Source organism: Microbacterium sp. MMO-56, assembly GCF_037146215.1.
Classification (GTDB): domain Bacteria; phylum Actinomycetota; class Actinomycetes; order Actinomycetales; family Microbacteriaceae; genus Microbacterium.
In genome coordinates this window covers 173,667-196,877 of record NZ_JBBCVW010000006.1, presented here as the reverse complement: position 1 = coordinate 196,877, position 23,211 = coordinate 173,667, and the positions used below count along the sequence as shown (strand labels likewise).

The 23,211-nt window shown below is 73.0% G+C and carries 21 protein-coding genes; 6 read left to right on the top strand and 15 right to left on the bottom strand.

Going from position 1 to position 23,211, the window contains the following annotated elements; all coding sequences use genetic code 11:
* The first annotated feature begins 67 nt into the window (after positions 1 to 67).
* From purS to WFI00_RS07935, 3 genes are all read left to right on the top strand, one after another.
* Positions 68 to 313 (top strand): phosphoribosylformylglycinamidine synthase subunit PurS, encoded by a 246-nt coding sequence (gene purS, locus WFI00_RS07945; protein WP_336633369.1) that lies wholly within the window; start codon positions 68 to 70, stop codon positions 311 to 313.
* A complete protein-coding gene (gene purQ / locus WFI00_RS07940; protein ID WP_336633368.1) occupies positions 310 to 1,017 on the top strand; it encodes a phosphoribosylformylglycinamidine synthase subunit PurQ in 708 nt (235 codons plus the stop codon). Before purS ends, purQ begins: the two co-directional genes overlap by 4 nt.
* Positions 1,018 to 1,114: 97 nt before the next feature.
* A complete protein-coding gene (locus WFI00_RS07935; RefSeq protein WP_336633367.1) occupies positions 1,115 to 1,714 on the top strand; it encodes a nucleoside deaminase in 600 nt (199 codons plus the stop codon).
* Positions 1,715 to 1,753: 39 nt separating this feature from the next.
* Here WFI00_RS07935 and add read toward each other — a convergent pair whose 3' ends face one another.
* The 7 genes from add to WFI00_RS07900 all read right to left on the bottom strand — a co-directional run bounded on the left by add (position 1,754) and on the right by WFI00_RS07900 (position 8,154).
* Complete coding sequence (add, locus tag WFI00_RS07930) at positions 1,754 to 2,785, bottom strand: adenosine deaminase (protein WP_336633366.1); 1,032 nt, start codon at positions 2,783 to 2,785, stop codon at positions 1,754 to 1,756.
* Between the two features lie 23 nt (positions 2,786 to 2,808).
* Positions 2,809 to 3,666, bottom strand: coding sequence for an ABC transporter permease (locus WFI00_RS07925; RefSeq protein WP_336633365.1), 858 nt, complete (start codon positions 3,664 to 3,666; stop codon positions 2,809 to 2,811).
* Positions 3,663 to 4,499, bottom strand: coding sequence for an ABC transporter permease (locus WFI00_RS07920; RefSeq protein ID WP_336633364.1), 837 nt, complete (start codon positions 4,497 to 4,499; stop codon positions 3,663 to 3,665). The genes WFI00_RS07925 and WFI00_RS07920 overlap by 4 nt, the downstream gene beginning before the upstream one ends.
* Positions 4,489 to 5,313 carry an ABC transporter ATP-binding protein gene (locus WFI00_RS07915; RefSeq protein ID WP_336633363.1) on the bottom strand — a complete coding sequence of 275 codons (825 nt, stop codon included), beginning with the start codon at positions 5,311 to 5,313 and terminating at the stop codon, positions 4,489 to 4,491. The genes WFI00_RS07920 and WFI00_RS07915 overlap by 11 nt, the downstream gene beginning before the upstream one ends.
* A 26-nt stretch (positions 5,314 to 5,339) precedes the next feature.
* A complete protein-coding gene (locus WFI00_RS07910) occupies positions 5,340 to 6,416 on the bottom strand; it encodes an ABC transporter substrate-binding protein (RefSeq protein ID WP_336633362.1) in 1,077 nt (358 codons plus the stop codon).
* A 125-nt stretch (positions 6,417 to 6,541) separates the two neighbouring features.
* The gene (locus WFI00_RS07905) at positions 6,542 to 7,126 is read right to left on the bottom strand and encodes a nucleotidyltransferase family protein (RefSeq protein ID WP_336633361.1); all 585 of its coding nucleotides are present in this window, start codon (positions 7,124 to 7,126) and stop codon (positions 6,542 to 6,544) included.
* Positions 7,102 to 8,154, bottom strand: a complete 1,053-nt coding sequence (locus WFI00_RS07900; RefSeq protein WP_336633360.1) for an XdhC family protein — start codon at positions 8,152 to 8,154, stop codon at positions 7,102 to 7,104. The genes WFI00_RS07905 and WFI00_RS07900 overlap by 25 nt, the downstream gene beginning before the upstream one ends.
* 126 nt (positions 8,155 to 8,280) lie before the next feature.
* On the opposite strand from WFI00_RS07900, the gene WFI00_RS07895 reads away from it, so the two are divergent.
* Both WFI00_RS07895 and WFI00_RS07890 read left to right on the top strand, forming a co-directional pair.
* On the top strand, positions 8,281 to 9,084 hold the full coding sequence (locus tag WFI00_RS07895; RefSeq protein WP_336633359.1) for an FAD binding domain-containing protein: 804 nt from the start codon (positions 8,281 to 8,283) through the stop codon (positions 9,082 to 9,084).
* Complete coding sequence (locus tag WFI00_RS07890; RefSeq protein WP_336633358.1) at positions 9,081 to 11,834, top strand: molybdopterin-dependent oxidoreductase; 2,754 nt, start codon at positions 9,081 to 9,083, stop codon at positions 11,832 to 11,834. Before WFI00_RS07895 ends, WFI00_RS07890 begins: the two co-directional genes overlap by 4 nt.
* A 20-nt stretch (positions 11,835 to 11,854) precedes the next feature.
* On the opposite strand, the gene WFI00_RS07885 is transcribed toward WFI00_RS07890, so the two are convergent.
* Positions 11,855 to 13,231, bottom strand: a complete 1,377-nt coding sequence (locus WFI00_RS07885; protein ID WP_336633357.1) for an amidohydrolase family protein — start codon at positions 13,229 to 13,231, stop codon at positions 11,855 to 11,857.
* A gap of 71 nt (positions 13,232 to 13,302) precedes the next feature.
* On the opposite strand from WFI00_RS07885, the gene WFI00_RS07880 reads away from it, so the two are divergent.
* Positions 13,303 to 13,920: a TIGR00730 family Rossman fold protein gene (locus WFI00_RS07880; protein WP_336633356.1), complete on the top strand. Its 618-nt coding sequence runs from the start codon at positions 13,303 to 13,305 to the stop codon at positions 13,918 to 13,920.
* A 7-nt stretch (positions 13,921 to 13,927) separates the two neighbouring features.
* On the opposite strand, the gene WFI00_RS07875 is transcribed toward WFI00_RS07880, so the two are convergent.
* From WFI00_RS07875 to WFI00_RS07845, 7 genes are all read right to left on the bottom strand, one after another.
* Positions 13,928 to 15,169 carry a Zn-dependent hydrolase gene (locus WFI00_RS07875; RefSeq protein ID WP_442928312.1) on the bottom strand — a complete coding sequence of 414 codons (1,242 nt, stop codon included), beginning with the start codon at positions 15,167 to 15,169 and terminating at the stop codon, positions 13,928 to 13,930.
* A 62-nt stretch (positions 15,170 to 15,231) separates the two neighbouring features.
* A complete protein-coding gene (locus tag WFI00_RS07870) occupies positions 15,232 to 16,455 on the bottom strand; it encodes a pyridoxal-phosphate-dependent aminotransferase family protein (RefSeq protein WP_336633354.1) in 1,224 nt (407 codons plus the stop codon).
* On the bottom strand, positions 16,452 to 18,128 hold the full coding sequence (locus tag WFI00_RS07865) for an AtzH-like domain-containing protein (RefSeq protein WP_336633353.1): 1,677 nt from the start codon (positions 18,126 to 18,128) through the stop codon (positions 16,452 to 16,454). Before WFI00_RS07865 ends, WFI00_RS07870 begins: the two co-directional genes overlap by 4 nt.
* Positions 18,129 to 18,270: 142 nt before the next feature.
* The gene (locus WFI00_RS07860) at positions 18,271 to 19,353 is read right to left on the bottom strand and encodes an acetamidase/formamidase family protein (RefSeq protein ID WP_336633352.1); all 1,083 of its coding nucleotides are present in this window, start codon (positions 19,351 to 19,353) and stop codon (positions 18,271 to 18,273) included.
* On the bottom strand, positions 19,350 to 20,720 hold the full coding sequence (allB, locus tag WFI00_RS07855; RefSeq protein WP_336633351.1) for an allantoinase AllB: 1,371 nt from the start codon (positions 20,718 to 20,720) through the stop codon (positions 19,350 to 19,352). Before allB ends, WFI00_RS07860 begins: the two co-directional genes overlap by 4 nt.
* 109 nt (positions 20,721 to 20,829) lie before the next feature.
* Positions 20,830 to 21,537 (bottom strand): aspartate/glutamate racemase family protein, encoded by a 708-nt coding sequence (locus WFI00_RS07850; protein ID WP_336633350.1) that lies wholly within the window; start codon positions 21,535 to 21,537, stop codon positions 20,830 to 20,832.
* Positions 21,534 to 23,210: an NCS1 family nucleobase:cation symporter-1 gene (locus WFI00_RS07845; RefSeq protein ID WP_336633349.1), complete on the bottom strand. Its 1,677-nt coding sequence runs from the start codon at positions 23,208 to 23,210 to the stop codon at positions 21,534 to 21,536. Before WFI00_RS07845 ends, WFI00_RS07850 begins: the two co-directional genes overlap by 4 nt.
* Between the last annotated feature and the right edge of the window lies 1 nt (position 23,211).

Below are 23,211 nucleotides of genomic sequence, written 5' to 3'. Positions count from 1 at the left end.
GTGGCACGCGTGGTGGGGCCGTAGACTGGCGACGCCCCTGTTCCCCGCGATTCGCACGGAGACTCGTATGCCCACCATCGTCGTCGACGTCATGCCCAAGGCCGAGCTGCTGGACCCGCAGGGGAAGGCCGTCGCCGGCGCCCTCGCGCGCCTCGGTCACGACGGCTTCGCGAGCGTGCGCATCGGCAAGCGCTTCGAGCTGGCGGTGGCGGACGCCTCCGCCGAGACCCTCGCCGCGGTCGAGACGATCGCCGCCGAGATCCTCTCCAACGCGGTCATCGAGGACGTCGTGGGCATCGAGGTCGTCGAGTGACCGCCCGGATCGGCGTCATCACCTTCCCCGGCTCGCTCGACGACGGCGACGCGCGCCGCGCCATCCGGCTCGCCGGCGCCGAGCCCGTCGCGCTCTGGCACGGGTCGCACGACCTCGAGGGCGTGGACGCCCTCGTCCTGCCCGGCGGGTTCAGCTACGGCGACTACCTCCGCGCCGGCGCGATCGCGGCGCACGCCCCGATCATGGCCGAGGTGAAGGACGCGGCCGCGCAGGGGATGCCCGTCCTCGGGATCTGCAACGGGTTCCAGATGCTCGTCGAGGCCCACCTGCTGCCCGGCGGGCTGATCCGCAACGCCCACCAGCAGTTCATCCGCCGTGATCAGCGCCTGCGCGTCGAGAACGCCTCGACCGCCTGGACCTCGCAGTTCGAGGTCGGGCAGGAGATCACGATCCCGCTGAAGAACGCCGACGGCGGCTACATCTGCTCGGCGGAGACCCTCGCCCGGATCGAAGGCGACGGCCTCGTCGCCTTCCGCTACCTCGGCGTGAACCCGAACGGGTCGCTCGACGACATCGCGGGGCTCACGAACGAGCGTGGCAACGTCGTCGGCCTGATGCCGCACCCCGAGCACGCCGTCGAGCCCGGCTTCGGTCCGAACACGCCCGATGCCATGCGCTCCGGCGTCGACGGCCTCGCCTTCTTCACCTCGGCGATCGCCTCGCTGGCCGCCGTCGCGGCCTGACCGCTCGCACGCCCCCGACACCGCGATCGCGGCCGGTCCCGCCGGAGTGCGCGCCGACGTAGCCTGACCGAAACATGCCGGCGGTAGCGTCGCGGACATGACCGCACTCGCCACGTCGTACACGGCGTCGCTTCCCGGCTGGCTCGTCGCCGACCTGGACGCCCTGCCCGCCGCCCTCCCGACCGCCGAAGAGCAGATGCGGCTCGTCAACGAGCTGGCCGACCGCAACTGGCGAGCCGGCAACGGCGGCCCGTTCGCGGCGATCGTGGTCGACGAGGCGACCGGCGCGCTGGTATCGGTCGGCGTCAACGTCGTCCTGGAGTCGGGCGTGACGTCCGCGCACGCCGAGGTGATGGCCCTCGGCCTCGCGCAGCGGGCCCTGCAGCGCTGGGACCTCGGCGCCGGCGGGGAACGGCTGACCCTGGTGGTCAACTGGCGGCCCTGCGTGCAGTGCTACGGCGCGACGATGTGGAGCGGCGTGCGTTCGCTCGTGGTCGCGGGCGAGGGCGACCTGCTCGAAGAGCTCACCGGGTTCGACGAGGGGCCGATGGTCGACGACTGGCCCGAGCAGTTCGAGCGGCGCGGCATCCGCGTGACCTCCGGCGTCGGCTACGACGACGCGGTCGCCGTCTACCGTGCGTACGGCGCGAGCGACGCGGTCGTCTACAACGCACGCGGAGCCGTCGACCCGGTCTGACCCCGCCGGGCGGCCGGGGTCGACGACCTCGGCCGCGGATCAGCCCGGCAGGCTCACGCCGCGACCGGCGGCGTACTCGCGGACGGCGGAGACGTACGCGTCGCGTCGCGCGGGCGTCAGCCAGGACGCCTCGAACGAGTTGATCGCGAGCTGTGCGAGGTCGGTCTCGTCGAGCCCGGCCCGCTCGGCGAGCGCGACGTAGTTCTCGGCGACGTACGCGCCGAAGTAGGCGGGGTCGTCGGAGTTGACGGTCACCCGCACGCCCTCGCGCAGCAGCGTGACGATCTCGTCGGCCTTCATCTGCTCGGTGACGAAGGAGTTCGACACCGGGCAGCAGGTGAAGCCGAGTCCGCGCTCCTTCGCGAGCGCGACGAGCGCGGGATCCTCGACGATGTTCGTGCCGTGATCGATGCGGTCGACCCGGATGTCACGGAGAACCTCGCCGATGTTGTCGATGGAGCCGACCTGATCGATGTCGCAGTGCATCGTCAGGAAGAAGCCCTCGGCCTTGGCCCGCGCGAACACGGCCGCGAACTTCGACGGCGGGTTGTCGCGCTCGTCCGAGTCGAGCCCGACGCCCAGGATCCACTGCTTGTACTCGAGCGCCTCCATGAGGGTCGCCATGGCGAACTCGGCGGAGAAGTCCCGCAGGAAGCAGAGGATGAGCTCCGCGGAGATCCCCAGCTCGTCCTGCGCGCGCACGGCCGCGCGACGGTACCCGCCGATGACGGCGGAGAAGGGCACGCCCCGGCTCGTGTGGGCCTGCGGGTCGAAGAACATCTCGGCGTGGACGACGCCTTGCTCCTTGGCCCGCAGCAGGTAGGCCCACGCGAGGTCGTGGAAGTCGTCGGCGGTCTGCAGCACCTCCATGGCGGGGTAGTAGACCGCGAGGAAGCTCGTGAGATCGGTGAAGTCGTAGGTCGCACGCACCTCCTCCACGCTCGTCTGGGCGAGGCGGATGCCGTTGCGCGCGGCGAGCGCGAACTTCAGCTCGGGTTCGAGCGTGCCTTCGAGGTGGAGGTGGAGCTCTGCCTTGGGCAGGCCGAAGGCGAAGGCGGCGAGGTCGGACATCGGGGGCCTTTCGGGGTGGGGCATCAGGCGCGGTCGGACATGCCCATGCGGGCGAGGAGGACCGCCTCCAGGATATGGACCAGGTTGTAGAGGATCAGGGCGGCGACCGTGATCACCGCGACCGACGACCACAGTGCGGAGAACTGCGCGGCGGCGATGTACCCGCCGAACGCCCCGCCGATGCCGCCGCCGACGGCGAGCCACTCGGCCAGGAGCGCGCCGGTGATCGCGCCGGGCACGGAGATGCGGACGGCCGCGAGCAGCGACGGCAGCGCGCTCGGCAGCGCGACCTTACGGAGCGTCGTCCACGACGATCCGCCGTAGACGGCGACGAGATCGTTCATGTGCGCGGGCGCGGACTTCAGGCCGAACGCGATGGTCACCAGGGCCGGGAAGAGGACGACGATGCCGCCGAGCACCGCGATCGTGGCGAAGTCACGGCCGAAGATCAGAATGATGACGGGAGCCATCGCGATCAGCGGCACCGACCGCAGCAGCATCGCGAGCGGCATCAGCGCGTGCTCGACGCCAGCGCTGAGCTGGAAGAGCGCGGCGACGAGGAGGGCCACCAGGAGCCCCGCGACGAAGCCCACGGCGGCGTGGCCCAGCGACACCCACAGCTGGCCGAAGACGGCGGCGCGGTTGGCCTCGGCGGCGGGGACCGTGAAGAGGTAGTTCCAGACGTCGAGCGGGCCCTTGCCCACGTAGGGGTTGACCCGGAAGACCCAGAGCGATCCGGCCCACAGGGCCAGCACGGCCACGATGGTCAGGACGAAGGTCAGCACGCTCGACCCGAGCGCGCGCAGCGCGGCGGTGCGCGCCCGGCGCGGCGCGGCGTCCGCCACCGGGCCGATCGACGCGATCGAGACGGCGGCGCTCATCGGCGCGCTCCCGTCGACCACGGCGCGACGAGACGGGCGACGAGCCCGAGCAGGGCGTAGCCGATGAGGGCGACCGCCCCCGACACGAGCGCGAGCCCCCAGACACGGGGGGCGTCGAGCGCCTGCTGCGCCGCGATCATCGCGGGGCCCACGCCCAGCTCGACCTTGCCGAAGAACTCGCCCAGGACGGCGCCGAGGAAGGCGGCCGGCACCGCGATCTGCAGGGCGTTGAGGATGGACGGGAGCGCGGCGATCAGCCGGATCTTGCGCAGCTGCGTGAGGCGCGACCCGCCGTAGACGGCCACGACGTCGAGGCTCGCCCGGTCCGCCGCCTTGAGTCCCAGCAGCGCGCCGACGACGGTCGTGAAGAAGACCGCGAGCGCGGCGAGGAAGGAGGCCGTCCCCGACGGCTCCCCCGGCTTGGGCACGGGGATGATGACGACCAGGAGCATCCCGATCGCGACGATGGGGATGCAGTAGGTGATGATCGCGAGCTGCATGACCACGCCCTCGAGGCGCGGCACGACGAGCACGAGGGCGGCCAGCAGCAGCGCGAGGCCGTTGCCCCAGAGATAGCCCGTGCCGGCCTCGGTGATGGTGACGGCGAAGTTGCGGGCGTAGTAGCCCCATCCGGTCTGCACGAACTCGGCGACGACCTGCGCCGGGGTGGGGATCGCCTGGACGCCTCCCGGGCCGACGCTCGAGAACACGGTGGCGGCGAGCAGCCACCACACCAACACGATCCCGACCGCGCCCAGGATGCCGGTCAGCCAGGCCGGGAGCCGGAGGGAGCGCGGGACGACGCCTCGCGCCATCGCCTGATCAGTGGTCATCGGCGGCGGCACCTCCCACGCCGAACAGCAGCTCGGACGCCCGGTCGACGTAGGCGTGGAACTCCGGGGAGCGCATCATCTCGGGCAGACGCGGGCGCGGCAGGTCGATCTGCATGACCTCGGTGATCCGACCGGGTCGAGGGCTCATGACCGCGACCTGGTCGGAGAGGAAGATCGCCTCGGAGATGCCGTGCGTGACGAGGAGCGTCGTCGCCGGCTTCTCGGTCCAGATGCGCAGGAGCTCGAGGCTGAGCTTCTGGCGCGTCATGTCGTCGAGCGCGCCGAAGGGCTCGTCGAACAGCAGGACGGAGGGCTTCATGATCAGCGACCGCGCGATCGACACGCGCTGCCGCATACCGCCGGACAGCTGCGCGGGCTTCGCCTTCTCGAACCCGGTGAGTCCGACGAGGCGGATCATCTCGCTGACGTAGTCGCGGTCGACGGGACGACCGGCGACCTCGAAGGGCAGCTGGATGTTGGACTGCACGCTGCGCCAGGGCAGGAGCGCCGAGTCCTGGAAGGCGATGCCGAGCTCGCCGGCCCGCCGCAGCTCCTTCGGGCTCTTGCCGTCGACGCGGGTCGTGCCGCTGGTGGGGTCCTCGAGACCTGCGAGGATCCGCAGGATCGTCGACTTGCCGCACCCGGACGGGCCGAGCAGCGACAGGAACGACCCCTGATCGGTGTGCAGGTCGGCGTCCTGCAGCGCCACCACGTGCTTCCGCCCGACGGTGAAGGTCTTGTTGAGGGCGGTGATCTGCAGACCGGTGCCCAGGCTCGTCGCCTGGGCACCGGTCCGCGCTGTCGTGTCGGTCACGAAGGCTCCGTCATCCGTTCCGAGTCTCAGTGCTCGTACGCGACGAGGTCCGGGTTCTCCGCGTAGACCTCGGACAGGAGGCTGAGGTCGAAGAGGTCGGACGCCTTCAGCGTGATTCCCGCTCCGGCGAGGCTCTCGATCGTCATCTTCTGCAGGTCGTCGGAGATGGTGAACAGGCCGTTCTTGACCGTCTCGTCGGAGACGACGAGGGCGTTCTGCGCCTTCGAGCCGGCGAGGGTCTTGGCGGGGTCGAGCCCGAGGTCCGCGCCGTACGTCTTCAGGGCGAGGTCGGCACCGGCCTGCGGGTCGGCGAGCGCGTCGGTCCAGCCGCGGACCTCCGCCGTCAGGAAGGCCTTGAGCATGTCGCGCTTGGTCGCGATGGTGTCGTCGGTCGCCGCCACGGTCTCGGCGACGAAGGGCAGGCCGTTCTCCGCGAAGGGGAGGTTGGTGGTGGCCAGGCCCTGCATCTCGAGGGTGATCGCCTCGTTCGTGATGTACGCGACGAAGCCGTCGACCTCGCCGTTGACGAGCGGCGCGGGGTCGTACTGGACGGGGACGATCGTCAGCTCGGACGGGTCGATGCCGTTGGCCGCGAGCAGGGCCTTGAACAGCGACGCGTTGGAGTCCTGCACCCCGATCTTCTTGCCCTTGAGGTCGGCGGGCGTGGCGATGTTGCCGCCGTTCTTGAGCGAGAGGATCGTGAACGGGTTCTTCTGGAAGGTCGCACCGATGATCTTGACGGGCGCGCCCTCGTTGGCGACGGCGGCACCGACCGAGACCGAGTCGCTCAGCGCGACGGTCGCGGTGCCGCTGGCGAGCTCGGCGACGCCGGTCGACGGGCCGGGCACGAGGTTCACGGACGAGAACCCGGCCTCGGAGTAGTAGCCCTTGCTGTCGGCGAGGTACTCGCCGGCGAACTCCTCGTTCTTGATCCAGCTCAGCTGGACGGTGAGGTCGCCGTAGGAGCCCGTCGAGGCCGACGCCTCGGAGTCGGGCGACGCTCCCGCGGAACCGGAGCAGCCGGCCAGCGCGGCGGCGGCGAGGACGGTGCCCACGAGGGCGGCGACGGTGCGGCGTGCGCGCCGCGAGGAAAGGATGCTCATGTGCTGTGATCTCCGAGTTCTTGGCGGCTCTCTTCGGGCGAGGAGCTCGTGCACCGCCCGGCACGACTGGAACCGACGGTAGAAGACGAAGATTTCGCGGACACCGAGGGTCTGTTTCCGGGCGGTTACGCTCCGGGCGTCGGACGGTCCACGTCCCGCCCGTGCCAGAGATCGGCGCACTCGACCGCCTCGGCGGCCTGCGCCCGTAGATAGCCCCCCGCGCCGCGATCGCCGTCGACGGCGGCGGCGAGGCGGGTCCAGTGCCTCCGTCCGATGAGCACCGGATGCCCGGGGACTCCGTCGTAGCGCGCCTGCCGGAGCGTCGCGGAGCCCGCATCGTCCGCGACGCGCAGGCACGCGGACACCGTGAGGTCGGGGGTGTCGACCGGCACGATCAGCGCGGCCTCGGCGCGCGTCGCCGCCGCGGCGGACAGTCCCGCGCGCACCGAGGCGGACAGCCCGTCCGCCCAGTCGTCCGCCTCCGCGATCACCGCACCGGCGGGCACGAGCGCGGCGACGGCATCGGCCGCCGCTCCGACGACGACGATCACGGGATCGCAGCCGGCGGCGCGGAGGGTCCGCACCGCACCGTCCACCCAGGGGAGTCCGTGCTCGTCGCGCGCGAGTCCCTTGGGCCCGCCGAACCTCGTGCCCGCGCCGGCGGCGAGGACGATGCCGCACACGGTCACGGGCGGGAGAGCGGCGCGCACACCACGGGTGGCCGGGAGGCGCCCGCGGCGCCGGCCGGCATCCGGCCCGCGGCGCCGTGGATCGGGCCGGACAGGGCGGACAGCCGCGCGCCCGACCCGCCGTGACGGTCGGCGACGATCTCCGCGAGGATCGACAGGGCGGTCTCCTCGGCGGACGCGCCGCCGAGATCCAGACCGATCGGCGAGCGCAGTCTCGCGACGGCCGCGGCCGGCACCCCGGCCTCGGCGAGGCGGCGTACGCGGCCGTCGTGGGTGCGCCGGCTGCCCATCGCGCCGACGTAGCCCGCGGGCGAGGCCAGGGCGACGGTCAGAGCCGGGACGTCGAGACGCGGATCGTGACTCAGCACGCACACGGCGGCGCGGTCGTCGAGGGTCTGCGTCGCGAGGTGGCGGTCGGGCCAGTCGACGACGACGTCGGCGCCGGGGAAGCGCTCGGCGGTCGCGAAGACCTCCCTCGGATCGACGACGCTCACCCGCAGCCCGAGAGCGGATCCCAGCCGGGCGAGCGCGGCGGCGAACTCCACCGCGCCCACGACGATGAGGCGCGGCGCGGCGCCCACCTCGACGACGATCGACGGGTCCGTCGTCCTCGGTGAGCCCGGCTCGTCGAACGATCCGGCGCCCTGACGCGCCCCCGCGACCACGAGCCGGAACCGGGTCGGCACCCCCGCGGCGTCCCGCTCGGCCAGAAGCGCGATCGCGGCCGCGGCGGCGCTGCGCGGGAGGACGGGGCGCACGAGCACGTCGACCGATCCGCCGCACGTGAGGCCGACGGCGAGGCCCTCGCCGTCGCTGTAGCCGTAGCTCTCGCGCGACGTGGCGCCCGTGGCGATCGCGTCGAGGCAGCGCTCGTAGACGGCGCCTTCCACGCATCCGCCCGACACGTTCCCGAAGACCCCGGCGTCCGACACGATCATGCTGGCGCCCACGGGGCGCGGGGCGCTCCCCGCGACGCCGACGACCGTCGCGATCGCGAAGGGGCGGCCGGAGCGCACCCATTCGGCCGCCGGGGGCAGGATCTCGCGCATGGCCGCCACGCTAACGACCGCGCGTTGCGGGCCTGTTGCGGGCGCGTGAAACACGGTCGAAACGGCGCTCTGTTTCACTCGGTGCCCAGCCGGTCGCGCCCGGGCCGTCGGGAGGAGGGGGACATCGTGGACATCACCTCCGTGCGCTCCTTCCGCGTCGCCCGCACGCGCGGGGACCTCGCTCTGGCACCCGGCGAGGTCGTGATCGCCGGCGGCACCTGGCTGATGAGCGAGCCGCAACCGGGTACGACGGGCTTCGTCGACCTCACCGGCATGGACTGGCCCGCCCTCGAGATCGACGGCACCGGCCTGCGCATCTCCGCCACCTGCACGATCGCGCGCCTCGTGGCGTTCTCCCGCGATGCCCCGCCGGACTGGTCCGCGGCCGGGATGATCCCGGATGCCGCGAACGCGCTCCTCGCCTCGTTCAAGATCTGGAACACGGCCACCGTCGGCGGGAACGTCTGCCGCGCATTCGCCGCGGGCGCCATGGTGTCGCTGTGCGTCGCGCTCGACGGCGTCGCCGAGATCTGGGGACCCACGGGCGACCGCGATCTCCCGGTCGCCGATCTGGTGACCGGCAACGGCACGACGTCGCTCGCCCCGGACGAGGTGCTGCGCGGCATCCGGCTGCCCGTTCACGCGCTGCGCTCCCGCGCCGCGCTGCGGAAGATCGCCCTCGCCGAGCACGGCCGCTCCGGAGCCGTCGTCACCGGCCGCGTCGACCCGGACGGGGAGAGCGTCTTCACGGTCACGGCGGCGACGCGGCGACCGACGGTGCTGCGCTTCGACGCCCTGCAGGATGCCGCAGCGCTGGCCGCCGCGGTGCGCGAGGCCCCCGGGTACTACACGGATCCCCTCGGCGCGGCGGACTGGCGCCGCGGGGTCAGCGTCGTGCTCGCCGAGGAGATCCGGAGGGAGCTCGCATGAGGTGGACCGTCGACGGCGCCGCGGCGGAGGCCGAGCCGCGCCCGGGGCAGTGTCTGCGCACGCTCCTGCGCGAGACCGGGCACACGGAGGTCAAGAAGGGCTGCGACGCGGGCGACTGCGGCGCGTGCAGCGTGCTGCTCGACGGCGAGCCCGTGCACTCGTGCCTGATCCCGGCCGTGCGGGTCGAGGGTCGCACGGTGACGACCGCGGCGGGCCTGGCGGACGTCGGCGAGCTGCACCCGGTGCAGCGGGCCCTCGCGGACGGCTTCGGGTTCCAGTGCGGGTTCTGCACGCCCGGCATGAGCGTGACGGCATCCACCCTCTGCGCCGACGACCTCGACGACCTCGACCGGCGGATGAAGGGGAACCTCTGCCGCTGCACCGGGTACCGGCCGATCCGCGAGGCCATCATGACGGCCGTCCGTGAGACCGGACCGCGACGCGGCGACGCCCCGTCCGGCGATCCCGGCGATCCCGGCGCCCACGCCGTCGGCCGTTCGGTCGCCCCGCAGGCCGGTCCGCGCCTGACGCAGGGACGGGAGCCGTTCACCTTCGACCTCCCGCCGGACCACCCCGCGTCCTCGGCCCTCGTGCTGCGGCTCGTGACGAGCCCGCACGCGCACGCGCGCATCACGGCGATCGACACGGAGGCCGCCCTCGCGGTGCCCGGCGTCGTCGCCGTGTTCACGCATCACGACGTCCCGGACGTGCGCTACTCGACCGGACGGCACGAGCACCGCACCGACGACCCGGACGACACGCGCATGCTCGACGATGTCGTGCGCCACATCGGGCAGCGCGTGGCGGCGGTGGTCGCGGACACCGCAGAGGCGGCGGACGAGGCGTGCCGGCTCGTGCGGGTGGACTACGCGCCGCTCGCCGCCGTGTTCGACCCGGAAGAGGCGCGGCGCCCGGGCGCCCCGCTGCTGCATCCGGACCGGACGCCCGAGGACCGCGTCGACGACGCGGGACGCAACGTCATCGCGAGCGTCCACGCCGGGCCCGACGTCACCGACACACTGCACGCCGCCGCCGTGACGGTGAGCGGCACGTGGCAGACGTCGCGCGTCAGCCACGCGCAGCTCGAGACGCACGGATCCCTCGGCTGGCTCGACGAGGCCGGGCGCCTGGTGATCCGCTCGTCGACGCAGGTGCCGTTCCTCGCCCGCGACGAGCTCGCGCACATCTTCGGCCTCGATCGCGACCGGGTGCGCGTGCACGCGGCGCGCCTCGGCGGCGGCTTCGGCGGCAAGCAGGAGCTGTTCACGGAGGACCTCGTCGCGCTCGCGGTGCTGCGGACGGGGCGAGCGGTCGCGTTCGAGTACAGCCGGGCCGACGAGTTCCAGCGGGCGGCCGTGCGGCATCCGATGCGCGTCCGCGTGACGCTCGGCGCGGACGGCGACGGTCGACTCACCGCGATGGCGATCGACTCGCTGAGCGACACCGGCGCCTACGGGAACCATTCCCGCGGCGTCCTGTTCCACTCCCTCGCGGAGTCGACGACGATCTACCGGGTGCCGCTGACGCGGCTCGACGCCGAGGTCGTGTACACGAACAACCCGCCCTCGGGCGCGTTCCGCGGCTACGGGCTCGGTCAGGTGTCCTTCGCCGTCGAGTCGGCCATGGACATGCTCGCCGAGCGCCTCGGCATCGACCCGTTCGAGCTGCGTCGTCGCAACGCCGTGACCGCCGAGGACGATCCGGGACACGACGACCTCGTCTGGGGGAGCTACGGCCTCGACCAGTGCCTGGACCTCGCCGAGGACGCGCTGCGTCGCGGGAACGGGGCGACGGCTCCGGACGGATGGCTCGTGGGCGAGGGCATGGCGGCCGCCATGATCGCGACCATGGCGCCGTTCGGGCACATCGCGCACACGAGCGCGACGCTCCGCCCCGACGGCACGTATCTGCTCCGGGCTGGCACCGCCGAGTTCGGCAACGGCACGACCACCGTGTTGCGTCAGATCGCGGCGACGGACCTCGCGGCCGATCCGGCGCGCATCGAGCTGTGGCACGCCGACACCGACGCGGTCGCCCACGACACCGGGGCGTTCGCCTCGGCGGGGATCACCGTGGCGGGCAAGGCCCTCCACGCCGCCTGTCTCGCCCTCGCCGGCCGGCTGCGTCAGCGCGCCGCGGACCTGACCGGGACGGATCCGGCCCGGGCAGAACTCATGCCGAACGGCGTATGCACCCCGGAACGCCTCGTCCCCTGGACCGAGATCACCGTGGACGGCGAGGTCTCGGCGGACGGCAGCGAACTCGGCGAGCAGCGCTCCCTCGCCTTCAACGTCCACGCGGTGCGCGTCGCGGTGGACCCGCGGACGGGCGCCGTCCGTATCCTGCAGTCGATCCAGGCGGCGGATGCCGGATTCGTGATGAACCCCGCGCAGTGTCGCGGCCAGATCGAGGGCGGGGTCGCGCAGGGCGTCGGGAGCGCGCTGTACGAGGAGGTGATGGTGGAGGAGGGCAGAGTCACCACGCCCGTCTTCCGGCTGTACCGCGTGCCCCAGTTCGCCGACGTCCCCGACACCGAGGTGTACTTCGCCGACACCGCCGACGACCTGGGCCCGTTCGGGGCGAAGTCGATGAGCGAGTCGCCCTACAACCCCGTCGCCCCCGCGATCGGCAACGCGATCGCCCGCGCACTCGGCGCCCGGCCGTTCGTCCAGCCCTTCCGGCGCGACCGGGTGTGGCGGCTCGCGGCGCCCCACCGCGACAGCCTCGACTCCCGACGGGTCGCCCCCTGACGCTCGCCCCGGCCCGGGCGTCAGTGCGGGTGGCCGCGCAGCGGCACGATCGCGCCGGGCAGCTCGTGGAGCTTCGCCGACGCCTCCTCCGCGAGCGGGTTCGTGGACACCCCGCCCTCGTCGACGAGGCGACCGCCGACGTACACGGCCGTGAGGTTCCGCAGGCTCATCGCGAGCACGTACGAGCGCACCGGATGCCACAGCGGTCCCGCATCCGGGCGGCGCGGATCCACGACCACGAAGTCGGCGAACTTGCCGACCTCCAGCGAGCCGACCCGGTCGGCGACGCCCATGATCTCGGCCGAGCCCAGGGTGTGCAGACGCAGCATCCGCTCGGGGAGCATCGACAGCGGGTCCTTCGTGCGCGCTCGCTGCGCGTAGATGCCGATCCGCATGTTCTGCCATGGGTCGCTGACATCGGTGCACGCCTGGTCGTCGAGTCCCACGCCCACCCGCATGCCCATCTCGATCATCTCGGGCACGAGCGCGACGCCCGAGGCGAGCCGGCCGTTCGACGCCGGTTGCCAGGACATCGCCGCACCCCCCGCGACGGACTGTTCGATGATCTCCGGCGTCGTCTGGATGAAGTGCCCGAACACGAGGCCGAGCTCCAGCGCGCCCGCGTCACGGTAGAGGGCGAACTTCGACTGCTGGTGCTCGATCGCCTCGGGCGATTCGAGGAAGTGCGCCTGGTTGGTCACGCCGTACCGACGCATCGCCTCGACCTCGAACTCCGCGGCCTCGGGATGTGGCGACCACTGCACCTGCCCCATGATCGAGCTGCCGAGCGCGTACTCGGGGTCGAAGGTGCGGGTGTGCGCGACCTCGGCGGCGAAGCGGTCGAACACCTCGTCGGGGCTGCCCGCGGTGACGTCCATCCCCGCGGCGTCCACGAAGCGGATGCCCGCGTCGCGGGTGCCCTCCGCCTGGCGCCAGTGGTACTCGAGACCCCGCAGGCCGGCCGTCCCGGTGCGCCTGCCGTCGACCATCGGCTCCCACGCCTGCAGCGGATCGGTGAAGTTGTACGCCGTCGTGACGCCGTGCGAGAGGAAGTCCAGGGATCCGTGCAGCGTCGACCAGTAGAGCTGATCGGGCGTCATGTGCGCGGTGGTCCCCAGCATCGCGTCGCACCAGCCGTAGAGGGTGTCGGAGACGCCCAGGCCGCGCAGGCCGCTCGTGAACAGGTGAGAGTGGCTCGAGACGAAGCCGGGCGCGACGAAGGAACCCGCGACGTCGAGCGTCTCGTCGGCGACCGTGCCGGGCGGCGGCGCGCCCGCGCCGAGCGCGGCGATGCGCCCGTCGTCGCCCACCAGCATCCATCCGCCCTCGATGTATCCGGGGTCCTCCGTCCCCGTGGGGACGGTGATCAGGCGCGCGTTCGTGACGAGGAGAGACATGCGCCGACGCTAACGAGCAGATGTTTCCGCCCTGTCACGGTGCGGAAACACGCGTCGCCTACCGTCGGGACATGTCACGGTTCACCATCACGGTCTTCTGCGGATCCTCCCCCGGCTTTGATCCGGTCTACGTCGATGCGGCCCGCGCGGTGGGCACCGCCATCGGCCGGGCGGGCATGGCGCTGGTCTACGGCGGCGGTCACGTCGGCCTCATGGGCACCGTCGCCGACGCGGCTCTCGCGGCGGGCGCGGAGGTGACGGGCGTCATCCCCCGGGCTCTGCAGGCGCGGGAGGCGGTCAACACCGACCTGACCGAGCTGATCCTCGTCGACACGATGCACGAGCGGAAGATGATCATGGCCGACCGTGCCGACGCCTTCCTCGCCCTCCCCGGGGGCCCCGGGACGCTCGAAGAGCTGACCGAGCAGTGGACGTGGGCGCAGCTGGGCATCCACGAGAAGCCCGTCGGGATCCTCAACGTGGCGGGCTACTTCGACCCCCTGCTCGCCTTCGTCGCGAACATGCGCGACCGCGGCTTCACGCATCCGCGGTACACCGACATGCTGGTCGTCGCGGCCGCGGCGGACGAAGCGCTCGCACGACTGCGCGACTACGTGCCGCCCGCCCGCACGGAGGCCTCGCCGGGAGCGGAGATGACCGGCGCGCTCTCGCTGCCGGTCCTGCCCTGAGGCGCGCTCAGCGCGGTTCCGCGCCGCGCAGCAGCACCGACTCGGCGAGCGCGCGGATGCCGTGCGCGACGTCTCCCGCCGAGACGGCCTCATCGGGATGATGGCTGATGCCGTCGGGATTGCGCAGGAACAGCATCCCGACCTCGGCGATCGCGCCGAGGGCCATCCCGTCGTGTCCGGCGCGGCTGAAGACCACGGGCGGCGCGTCCGAGCGGGCGGGCAGCGTCGACCGGATGCCCGCGCCCACGACCTCCTGCAGCAGCGGCGCGCAGAACACGGCGGGGGCGCTGTGCACCTCGCGTGAGCGCCACCGGAGTCCCCGCCGCCCCATGATGCGGTCGAGCTCCACCGACAGGGCATCCCACACGTGATCGCGGGTGTCGTCGAACTCGCCGCGGAGGTCGAGGGAGAACCGCACCTCGCCCGGGATGACGTTGACCGCCCCGGGAAAGGCCTCGAAGCGCCCGACGGTGCCGACGATGTGGTGTTCGGCGGCGCAGATGCGCTCGACGGCGAGCGCCGCCTCGCTCGCGCCCAGCAGGGCATCGCGACGCATGTCGTACGGTGTCCCGCCGGCGTGACGGGCCTCGCCCTCGACGACGAGCTGGAAGCGGCGGGCCGACGCGATCGACGACACGACGGCGAGCGGCTCCCCCGCGCGGTCGAGCTCGGGGCCCTGCTCGATGTGGGCCTCCAGATAGCCCACGAGCTCGTCGGGGCGGCGGGCGGCCTCTCCGATGCGGCCGGGGTCGAGACCGAACTCGAGGAACGCCTGGCGCAGGCTCACGCCGTCGGCGTCCGCCAGCTCCCACCACGAGGCGTCCCAGGTCCCGGCGACCGCCGACGAGCCGAGGAGGGCCTTTCCGAAGCGGGTCCCCTCCTCGTCGGAGAACGCGATCACCTCGAGCGCGAACGGCAGCGGCACGGTCCACCCGTCCGCGACGCCGTCTCCCGCCGGCACCCGCAGCAGCCGGACGACCTCGAGAGCGATGAGGACCCCGGCGATGCCGTCGTACTTCCCCGCATCCAGCACGGTGTCCAGGTGCGAGCCCAACAGCAGCGCGGGCGCGGACGGGTCGCCGATCCGGCCGACCTGATTGCCCGCCGGATCCTGCCACGTGCGCATGCCCAGCTCGCGCATCCACTCCGCCGCGAGGCGGTTCACCCGGGCGTGCTCGACGGAGAGGTAGACGCGCTCGACCGACCCCGGCGTCGCCGTCACGCGGGCGAGCTCCTCGCAGCGGGCCATCACCCGACGCGCGGCCGACGCGAGGGCATCCGGCGACGCCGACAGCAGAGGGGTCGCCGCCACTACGCGGCCCCCGTGTAGACGTCCGCCGCCGCCTCGACTCCGCCGCCGACGGGCACCGCCGCGCCGAAGCGGCGCAGCACGGCCTCCAGCGCCGCGAGGGTCGTGAGCACGGCATCCTTCCGCGCGTTGTAGCCCATCGTCCCGATGCGCCACACGCGCCCGTGCAGGGGCCCGAACGAGGTGCCGATCTCGATGCCGAAGTCGGCCAGCAGGGCGGCGCGCGCGGCGTCGCCGGGGACGCCCTCCGGGATCTCGACCGCGACGACGTTGTTCATCTTGTGGGCGACGTCGCCGAACACGCCGAGGCCGAGACCCTGCACGCCGGCGAGCATCGCGCGCCCGGCCAGGGCGTGCCGCGCGATGACCTCGTCGCGTCCCTCGATCATCAGCAGCCGCGCGCACTCGCGCGCCGCGTACAGCATGCTCGTCGCCTCGGTGTGGTGGTTCAGCCGGCGCGGACCCCAGTAGTCGAGGATCATGCCGAGGTCGAAGTAGTTCGACCGGACGAAGTCCGCGGCCGACGGGTCCCCCGGTTCGCGGATGCCGGCCTCGATCTTCTTGCGGGCCTGCACGACCTCGACGGCACGCGGGCTCAGCGTGATCGGCGCGGAGCCGCTGGGGCCGCCCAGACACTTCTGCAGACCCGCGGTCGCGGCATCCAGCCCCCAGGCGTCGGCGTCGAACGGGTTGCCGCCCAGCGAGGCGGTCGCGTCGGAGTAGAACAGCACGCCGTGGCGGGCGCAGATCGCGCCGATGTCGTCCAGCGGCTGGTTCATCGTCGTGGAGGTGTCGCCCTGTACGAGGGCGAGGAGGGTGGGCTTCACCCGCACGATCGCCTCCTCGATGACCGAGGGCGGGAACACCTGCCCCCACGTCGTCTCGATCGTGTGGACCTCGGCGCCCGCCCGTTCGGCGATCTCGGCGAGGAGGTGCCCGAAGCGGCCGAAGACCGGGACGAGCACCGGATCGCCCGGGCGCACGAGCGAGACGATCGCGGCCTCGATACCGGCCCGCGACGTGCCGTCGACCAGGAGCGTCGCCTCGTTGCGGGTGTTCCACACGCCGCGGTAGAGCTCCTGGGTCTCGGCCATGGCATCCGTCATGAACGGGTCGTACTGGCCGACCAGCGGTGCGGACATCGCCCGCAGCACTCCGGGATAGGCGGAGATGGGGCCGGGGCCCATCAGCAGGCGCGGGGGCGGGTCGATCGGACCGGGGATCATGGGGCATCCGTTTCGTCGAGCAGGGCGTGCAGGCGCCGGGCGAGGCGCACGAGGGCGATGTCCGTGCCCGCGCGGGAGACCGCGCAGACGCCGACGGGGGCGGGGCCGAGGTCGGAGGGCACGATGAGCAGGGGGACGGAGAGGGCGGGGAGCCCCGCGACGGCGACCGGTGCGGTGAGCCTCAGCGTCTCCCGGCGGACGGCGTCGACCCGGTCGCCGCGGGCGGTGCGCAGCGGCGCCGGCCCGGGGACGGTGGGCAGCAGGATCACCGCGTCCTCGACGAGGGCGTGCAGGCGGGCACGCAGCGGGACGAGGTCGGCCCGTGCCGCCGCCTCCTCGTCGGGGGTGACGGCGGCGGCCGCGCGGAACCGCTCGGCGACGGCCGCGCCGGTCGAGCCGGGATGCTCGCGGAGCCATGCGCCGTTGTTGCGCCACGCCTCGGCGCCCTGCACCGTGCGGAACGCGGCCGCATAGTCGTCGAGGTCGCCGATCGAGGCGGTCTCGACGACGGCTCCCGACGCGGCGAGCCGCGCGACGACGGCATCGAAGGCCGCGCGCGTCTCGGGTTCGACGGCGGCGAGGGCCTCCGCGGGCACGACGAAGCGCCAGGGCAGGTCGGCGCCTGACTCGCCGAACACCGACTCCGTGGACTCCGAGCCGTCGTAGCTGAGGCACCAGTCGGCGACGCGCTGCAGCGTGGCGCCGTCGCGGGTGAGCCAGCCGACCGTGTCGAAGCTCTGCGCGAGGGGCAGGAGTCCCTGCCGCGGCACGAGGTCGTGCGTCGTGCGCAGGCCCCAGAGTCCCTGGTACGACGCGGGGACGCGCACGGATCCCGCCGTGTCGGTGGCGAGGCCGATCTCGGCCTGTCCGGTGGCGACCGCCGACGCGGGCCCGCTCGACGAGCCGCCGGGAAGCGCGCCGGGCAGCGCGCCGTTGGGCGGCGTGCCGTAGTGCGGGTTGTCCCCCGCGATCGAGTACGCGAACTCGTCGGTGCGGGCGATGCCGCGCAGCGACGCCCCGCCACGGAGCAGATCGGCGACGGCGGCGGCGGTCGTCGTCTCGGCCCGCGCGGAGGCGAGGTAGGCGGGGTTGCCCGCACCGATGCGGTATCCGGCGATCGCGAACAGGTCCTTCACCGCGACGGTGAGCCCGCGCAGCGGTCCCTCCCACGCGCCCTGGAAGAGGGGGTCGCCGACCGAGCGCCACACCGAGCGATCGAGTGCCTGCGCCCGCGGCGTCACGTGCGCGGCGGTGATCAGCCACCGGCCGTCGATGCGCTCCCACAGCTGGGTCTGGAGTCCCGTGCCGCCGACGGCGTAGCGCGAGACCGACACGAGCAGGGCGGCGTCCGGCCCGACCGCCCGGTACTCGAGGCGTTCGATCGTCCGTTCCGGGACGCCGCCGCGGACGCCGCGGAACGCGCTGATCGCCGCGTGCCCGACGAGGAGGCCCGCGCCGTCGCCGCGCATCGCCCCGGCGGTGGGCGCGAAGGCGGCGTCGAGCGCGTCGAGGTCGTTCGCCATGATCGCGCGCTCGTACGCGTCGAACGCCGCCCGCAGCTCCCCCGGCGGCTCCCCCGGCGGCTCCCCAGGCCGGTCTCCCGGCAGGTCCCCGTGGACGTCCCGGGGCAGCTCCCCCTGGAGGTCCCCCGGCAGGTCGGCGGGGCCGGTCACCGCTCGACTCCGGAGGCGGCGCGCCCCGGCGCCGGTTCACAACTCCGGAAATCCGGCCCCGCACGGCCGACCCGAGGCCTGCCCGGCCCCGCCGGGCCCAGAACTCCGGAGTTGCGAACGGCGGTCACCCGCACCCGCCGGGTCACGGGGCGACCTCGGCGGCGACTGCGGCGAAGTCGGCGGTGCGGATGCGCGCGTGGACGCCGCAGACGATGTCGACCACCTGGGAGATGTCGAAGTCGGTGGCGGCCGACAGGTACGCGTAGGCGAGGTGCTCGTCCATCCCGTAGCGGGCCTGCAGCAGGTCGAGCGCCGCACGCACGGCCTTGCGCATCGCCTCGTCGAGGTCGACGTCCATGCCGGTGGACACCAGGTAGTCGTCGGTGCGGACGAGGGGGCCGCCGACCTCGCCGAACGCGGCGAGGGCGACCGCCCGCGGCACCACCTCGAAGCGGAGGGTCGCGCGCAGCGACGCCTCGAGGGCGGTGAGGGCGACCTCTCCGTCGCCCTGGGCGAAGTGCGGATCCCCGACGTAGGCGAGGGCGCCCGGAACCTGGACGGGCAGGTACAGGACCGTGCCGACCACCAGCAGGTTGATGTCGATGTTGCCGCCGTGGGCCCCGGGCGGCACCGAATGGGGCCGGGCGTCTCCCGCGACGGCCACCCCCATCGTGCCCAGGAACGGCGCGAGCGGGAAGCGGACGACCCGGTCGCCGCCGTCGACGACCGGCAGCGCCCCCGCGCCGTCCACGACGGGCGTGAACACACTGACGTTCTCCGGCCCGCGCGGCAGCACTCCGGCGAGCGCCCCCTTGCCGTGCCGGTTGGAGATCACCCCGTACGGCACACGGGGCTCGAGCCGCTCGACCGTGACCTTGAGCAGGTCGCCGGGCTCGGCGCCCGTGACGGCCACCGGGCCCGTGACGACGTGCGGCCCGTCGGCGACCGCATCGCGCGCGACCGTCGCGGCGACCTCGATCGCGTCGCTCAGCACCTGGTCGGCGGGCACGCCGTGACGCGTGAAGTACGCGAGCGGATCCTGCCCCTGATCGGGGAGGATGCCCTCGTGGCTGAGGGTGTCGATCGTCACCGTCTCGCCCGACGCGATCGTCAGGACGGGCGTGTCGGCGCCGCACGGCAGCCGGCCCCACAGGACGGTCCCGGGGGCGGCGGGCAGGTAGTGGTCGCCGGCGATCTCGCCGACCCCCGGTTGCAGGATCGTCATGCGGCCCCTCTCGTCAACAGGCGTCCCCCGGGAGGCCGCCGGAACCACGGCGCCTCCCCGGCGCCGCCCTCGCTCGCATCGAAGACGCTCCGGCCGGACAGCCACGTGCGACGCACCCGTCCGGTGAGCACCTTGCCGTCGTACGCCGAGATCGGGTTGCGGTGCTGCAGGGCGCGCGCGTCGATCCGGAACGGGTCGTCGAGACCGAACACGGTCAGGTGACCCGGAGCGCCCGGGGCGATCTCGCCGCGACCGGCGAGCCCGGCCACGCGGGCCGGTCCGGTCGTGAAGAGCGGGACGAGCGTCTCGAACGGGATGCCGCGCCGCCGCGCCTCCGTCCACACCGCCGACAGCCCGACCTGCAGCCCCGCGATCCCGCCCCACGCGAGACCGAAGTCGCCCCCGCCCGAACGCTTGAGCTCGACCGTCGAGGGCGAGTGGTCGCTCACGATCGCGTCGATCGTGCCGTCGAGCACGCCCCGCCACAGCAGGTCGCGGTTGCCGGCCTCGCGGATCGGCGGGCAGCACTTGAACTCGCTCGCCCCGTCGGGGATCTCCTCCGCGGCGATGGTCAGGTAGTGGGGACACGTCTCCACCGTGAGATCGACGCCGTCGGCCTTGGCGGCGGCGATCGCGGGCAGGGCCGCGGCGTCGCTGAGGTGCAGGATGTGCGCCCGCGCACCGTGCCGCCGCGCCGCCGCGATGACCGCCGCGATCGCGGCCTCCTCGCTCTCCGGCGGGCGGGATGCCAGGAAGCCGGCGTACCCGCGTCCGAGCGCGCCGTCGCCCTCGGCCGGGCCGAGGAGGTCGGGGTCCTCGGCGTGGACGATGAGGCGCGAGCCGAGCGCCGCGACCTCGGCCATCGCCGCGTCGAGTCCGTCCCGGTCGAGGTGGCCGAACTCGTCGACGCCGCTGGGCGCGAGGAAACACTTGAACCCGTAGACGCCGGCGTCGTGCACGGGGCCCAGCGCACCGAGGTTCTCGGGGACCGCTCCGCCCCAGAAGGCCACGTCGACGTAGGCGGAGGCCGCCGCGGCGGCGCGCTTGATGTCGAGCGCGGCGGCGGTCGTCGTCGGAGGGATGGAGTTCAGCGGCATGTCGACGATGGTCGTCACACCGCCCGCCGCCGCGGCGAGGGTCGCCGAGCGGAACCCCTCCCACTCGGTGCGGCCCGGCTCGTTGACGTGGACGTGCGCGTCGACGAGCCCCGGGAGCAGGACCGCGTCGTCGGGCACCTGCACCGCCCCGCGCGGAGCCCCGCGGGGCGGCCGCACCTCGGCGATCCGCCCGTCCGTCACGACGATCTCGGCGGGCCGGAGGCGACCGTCGATCCAGGCGCGTTCTGCGCGGACGATCAGATCCGTCACGGGTGTCTCCTCGCGCTGGGCCGGGCGGGTGGGCGGTGGGCTCCGACGCTATCGAGCGCGCGTTTCCCGGGTGTTTCGCACCCGGGTGCGCGCATCGCCCCACCGCGCCTCACGCGACGACCGCGTGCGCCCGGGGCGCGTACTCGCTGCGCCTGCTCGTGTGCAGCCCCATCCGCACCATCGCCGTCGCCATGCCGACGCCCGCCGCGACCCCGTCGACGACGGGGATGCCCGCCGACGCCTCGAGCCGGCGGCACAGATCGGCCATGCCCGCGCAGCCGAGCACGACCACGTCGGCCTCGCGGCGCACCGCGTCGTGGCACAGGCCCTCGATCGTGGCGACCGCGGCGGACGTCGTGTCCTCGAGCTCCAGCACCGGGATCTCGGCGGCGGTCAGCCAGACCGCCGCCTCCCCCATCCCGTAGCGGGCGACGAGGTCGCGCGCGCGGCCGAGGGTGCGCCCGAGGGTCGTGACGACGGCGAAGGAGCGCCCCGCCAGCGTCGCGGCGTGCATCGCGCACTCGGCGATGCCGACCACGGGCACCGGGGCGAGCTCGCGCGCCGCGTCGAGCCCCGGATCGCCGAAGCACGCGATCACGTAGGCGTCGCTGCCGCCCGCGCGCTGATCCGCGAGCAGGAGCTCCACGACCGCGGCCGCCGCGGCCACCTCGTCGGCGTGCGACTCGATCGCGGCGGGCCCGATGTCGGGGCACACGGCGACGATCTCCACGTCCGGACCCGCGACCTCCCGGGCCGCCGCCGCGATCTTCGCGGTCATGGCCCGGGAGGTGTTGGGATTGAGGAGGGTGATCCTCATTCGGCGCGCTCCTCGGCGTGCGTGCCCGCTGCGGCGGCCGGGACCACCGGCACCTCGGCGGAGATCGCGGGCGGCTCCGAGGCGGCGGTGGCGGCGGCACCGTCGACCGTGCCGTCGGAGATGCCGTCCGTCTCGCCGTCGAAGGTCGGCACCTTCGGGTCGAGGCGCTCGAAGAGGACGAACAGGCCGTAGCCGAGGGCGCAGCCGATGAACCAGGTGAAGTTGCCGATCCACGAGACGTCGAACAGACCGAGGTCGGCGAACGTCTTCGGCAGGATCGCGAGCAGGATGGTGGGCACGCCCGCGGCGATCAGCGCCTTCATCGCGTTCGGGTTGTAGCCCTTCGAGTACCAGTACGCGCCCTCCTCGGACATCGTGAACATGTCGTCGACCTTGATCCGCTGCTTCGCCGCGACGTAGTAGCCCGCGATCAGGAGGCCGAACAGCGGGCCGATGAGCGCCGCGAGCACGCCGAGCGAGTAGTGGATCGCCGTGGCGTCCGCGTACCAGTTCCACGGCAGCAGGAACACCGAGCCGACGGCCGCGATCATGCCGCCCATCCGCCACGAGATGCGGTGCGGAGCCACGTTCGAGAAGTCGAACGCGGGGGAGATGAAGTTGGCGACGATGTTGATCCCGACGGTCGCCGTGACGAACGTCAGTCCACCCAGGAGGATCGCGAACGGGGTGTCGATCGCCTGCACCGTGTGGATCGGGTCGACCAGCAGCTCGCCGAAGACCGGGAGGGTGGCCGCCGCGGTGAGCACCGTGAGGATCGAGAAGAAGAGGAAGTTGATCGGCAGCCCCCAGAAGTTGCCCTTCTTCACGTCGCGGAACGAGCGGCCGTAGCGGGCGAAGTCGCCGAAGTTGAGCATCGGGCCGGAGAAGTACGCGACGACGATGCCGACGGCCATCGCCATGAGCCCCACGGTCGACCAGAAGTCCTTGGGCGCCGTGGCGGGGTCGGACAGGTTGAGGTCGATGTTCTCCCAGCCCGCCTGCGACACGAGGTACACGGCGAGGATGATCATGACGACGTAGACGGCGGGGCCGGCCCAGTCGATGAACCGGCGGATGACCTCCATGCCGTTCCAGAAGAGGGCGACCTGGGCGACCCACAGGATGGCGTAGGAGATCCAGCCGAGCGCGGACAGTCCGAGGAAGCTCACGTCCAGGAGGGCCTGCGACCCCGGGACGAACTTCAGGAAGATGATGTTCAGCGACTCGGCGGCGAGGAAGGTCTGCACGCCGTACCAGGCGATCGCGATGATCCCGCGGATGACGGCGGGGATGTTCGCGCCCTTGATGCCGAAGACCGCGCGGTTGACCACCGGATAGGGGACGCCGGTCTTCTGGCTCGGCTTGGCGACCAGGTTGGCGAAGATCTGCACGATCACGATGCCGACGACGAGGGCGACCAGCACCTGCCACGCGGCGATGCCGAGGGCGAACAGCGACCCGGCGGTGACGTAGCCGCCGACCGAGTGCACGTCGGACATCCAGAACGCGAAGATGTTGTACCAGGTCCACTTCTGCCTGCGCAGCGGCGCGAGGTCCTCGTTGGCGAGGCGGGGGTCGTAGCCCGGCTTCATGTTGCCGGAGCCTTCGGGATGGCCCGCCGCTTCGACGATGTCCTGCGGTTTCGTGAGGGCGGGCGTGGAGGGAGGGGTCATG